The 3,322-nt window shown below is 73.4% G+C and carries 3 protein-coding genes; all 3 read left to right on the top strand.

The features are described from left to right. Nucleotides 1-2,552 (top strand): FtsK/SpoIIIE domain-containing protein (locus FHE66_RS05720; RefSeq protein WP_255303610.1); only part of this gene is annotated, 2,552 nt, incomplete at its 5' end. A 150-nt stretch (nucleotides 2,553-2,702) separates the two neighbouring features. After that, nucleotides 2,703-2,999, top strand: coding sequence for a WXG100 family type VII secretion target (locus FHE66_RS05725; protein ID WP_139072014.1), 297 nt, complete (start codon nucleotides 2,703-2,705; stop codon nucleotides 2,997-2,999). Between the two features lie 119 nt (nucleotides 3,000-3,118). Further along, the coding region (locus tag FHE66_RS05730) for a hypothetical protein (RefSeq protein ID WP_139072015.1) at nucleotides 3,119-3,322 on the top strand (204 nt) is incomplete at its 3' end.

Here is a 3,322-nt window from a genome sequence, read left to right on the forward strand (position 1 = left end):
CGGACACGGCCGAGGGCCCGGCCGCCACCCTGGAGCGCTGGCGCGAGAACGGCTCGCTGGTCCCGCGCGACGGCAGCCCGCCGCAGCGGCGCCGGCACGACGCCAACCTGCGCGCCCTCATCGGCCAGGCGGCGACCGAGCCGTTCACCCTCGACCTGCGCACCCAGGGCCCGCACGCCCTCGTGGGCGGCACGACCGGTGCCGGCAAGTCGGAGTTCCTCCAGTCCTGGGTGCTCGGCATGGCGGCCGCGCACAGCCCCGACCGGGTGACCTTCCTCTTCGTCGACTACAAGGGCGGCTCGGCCTTCGCCGACTGCGTCGACCTGCCGCACACGGTCGGCCTCGTCACCGACCTGTCCCCGCACCTCGTGCGCCGGGCGCTCACCTCGCTGCGCGCCGAGCTCCACTTCCGCGAGCACCTGCTCAACCGCAAGGGCGCCAAGGACCTCATCGCCCTCGAGCGCACCGGCGACCCCGAGTGCCCGCCGAGCCTCATCATCATCGTCGACGAGTTCGCGGCCCTCGCCACCGAGGTGCCCGAGTTCGTCGACGGCGTCGTCGACGTCGCGCAGCGCGGGCGCTCCCTCGGGCTGCACCTCGTCCTGGCCACCCAGCGCCCCGCCGGCGTCATCAAGGACAACCTGCGGGCCAACACCAACCTCCGGGTCGCGCTGCGGATGAACGACGAGTCCGACTCCAAGGACGTCCTCGGCCTGCCGGTCGCCGCGGGCTTCGACCCGGCGCTGCCGGGCCGCGGCGCGGCCCGCACCGGGCCCGGGCGGGTGACGATGTTCCAGACCGGCTACGCCGGTGGGCGCTCGAGCACCTCCCGGCCCAAGCCGCAGGTGCAGGTCGAGACGCTCGCGATGGGCACAGGGACGCGCTGGCTGCGCCCCGAGCGTCCGGAGGCCGAGCCCACCGGACCGGTCGACGAGGGCCCCACCGACATCCGCCGCGTCGTCGACGCGATCCGCGACGCCGCGCTCACCGCCCGGGTGCCCGAGCCGCGCAAGCCCTGGCTGCCGACGCTCGCCGACGTCCAGGACCTGTCCGCGCTCCACCCGCGCACCGACTCGGCGCTGCCGCTCGGCGTCGTGGACGACCCGGCCCACCAGCGTCAGGTCACCTCCTACTACCGGCCCGACGTCGACGGCAACATCGCCTTCTACGGGGCGAGCGGCTCGGGCAAGTCGACCGCGCTGCGCACGCTCGCGACGGCGGCGGGGATCACCCCCAAGGGAGGGCCGGTCCACGTCTACGGGCTGGACTTCTCCTCCGGCGGCCTCGCCGCGCTCGAGGCGCTGCCGCACGTCGGGGCGATCATCGACGGCGACGACGCCGAGCGCGTCCAGCGGCTCATGCGCCAGCTGCGCGAGACCGTCGAGGAACGCTCGGCGCGCTACGCCGAGGCCCGGGCGAGCACGATCGAGGAGTACCGGGAGATCGCCGGGCGACCGGACGAGCCGCGCATCCTCCTGCTCATCGACGGGTACGCCGCCTTCCGCAGCGAGTGGGAGTCGGTGTCCTCGCGGATGGCCTACTACCAGCTCTTCCTCCAGCTCCTCGTCGACGGACGCGGCGCCGGCGTCCACGTCGCCGTCACCGCCGACCGGCACGGGGCGATCCCGTCCTCGGTGGCCGGCAGCCTCAACCGCAAGGTCGTCATGCGGCAGGTCGACGCCGGCGCCTACGCCATGCTCGGCGCCCCCAAGGACGTCCTGGACGAGTCCTCCCCGCCCGGGCGGGCGATCGCCGGCGGCCTGGAGATGCAGGTGGCCGTCCTCGGCGGCTCGACCAACCTCGCCGAGCAGGTCCGGGCGATCGAGAAGCTCGCCGGGACGCTGCGCCGCGCCGGCGTGCCCGAGGCGCCCGAGGTGCGCCGTCTGCCCGAGCTCGTCCCCGCGGACGCCATGCCCGCCCACCTGGGCGGGTTCCCGGTGGTCGGCGTCGCCGACGACACCCTCGAGCCGGTCGGCATCGAGGCGCTGGGAACCTTCCTCCTCGCGGGCCCGCCGCAGTCCGGTCGCAGCAACGCGCTGCACTGGCTGGTCACCTCGATCCGTCGCGCCCACCCCGAGGCCCGGTTCCTCTACTTCGGAGCCCGGCGCTCGGCGCTGCGCGGCCTGGACCTGTGGGAGCACGCCGCCACCGGGCCCGCAGAGGTCGCCGAGCTCGCCAAGGCGGTCGTCGGGGACCTCAAGGAGCCGCCGCCGGAGGGCCAGGTGGGCACCGTCGTCGTCATCGAGTCGCTCGCGGACTTCCTCACGACCCCGGCCGACGCGCCGCTCGTCGAGGTCATCAAGGCCGTCAAGCGCAACGAGCACCTCGTCATCGGCGAGGGGGACACGAGCACGTGGGGCGCCTCGTGGCCGCTCGTGTCCGAGATCCGCAACGGACGCCGTGGGCTGGCCCTGCAGCCCGACCAGCTCGAGGGGGACACGCTTTTCCGCACGTCCTTCCCGCGCGTCCAGCGCAAGGAGTTCCCGGTGGGCCGAGGCATGCTCGTGGACAAGGCGAAGGTACGCCGCGTCCAGCTGCCTCTCCTCGGCTGAGCCGGGGGTCCCCGGCGCGTGGAAAGTGCCGGGGGCCAGGGGAGATCTCCCCATGAGGAAGGCGCGACAACCCACCCGTCGTGCCGGTAGGAATGTCCTGTACGACCCCGCCGGTGGGCGGCGGGGTACCGACCTGAAGGAGACAGCTCCGTGGCTAACATCAACGTCACCTACGAGGAGATGCGCAGCGCCGCCACCTACCTGGTGGCAGGCAAGGACGAGGTCCAGATCAAGCTGGGCGAGCTCAAGACCTACATCGAGAACCTCGTGAACTCCGGCTTCGTGACCGACCAGGCCTCCGGGGCGTTCAACGAGACCTACTCGGACTTCACGACGAACGCCACCGAGGTCATCGAGAACCTCACCAACCTCAGCAACTACCTCACCGGTGCGGCTGACCAGATGCAGGCCACCGACGAGGCGCTCGCCGCCCAGGCGCGCGGCTGACCCACGACGTCTCCGCCGGGCACGGGCCACACGGTCCGTGCCCGGCGGTGTTCGTTCGTTCGCTTGACGACGAGAGGACTGCAACGGTGCGCGAGGCCCGGCTGGTACCCAGGGCGGCGGTGCCCTACCTGGTCGTGCCCGACCACAGCCACCACGCGGGGCTGGCCCACCTGAGGCGTGAGGCGCTCGACGTGCTCGCCGCCGGCTACCGGTCCTCGGGACGCACGCTCCTCGGGCTGCTCGCCTGGGTGCTCGGCACCGGGGGAGCGACGGTCCTGGCCGCCCTGCCCTGGTACGACGCCCCCGCCCTGCACACCGGCGTG

The sequence above is a fragment of the Georgenia sp. 311 genome, assembly GCF_006151955.1.
GTDB classification, from domain to species: domain Bacteria; phylum Actinomycetota; class Actinomycetes; order Actinomycetales; family Actinomycetaceae; genus Oceanitalea; species Oceanitalea wutianyii.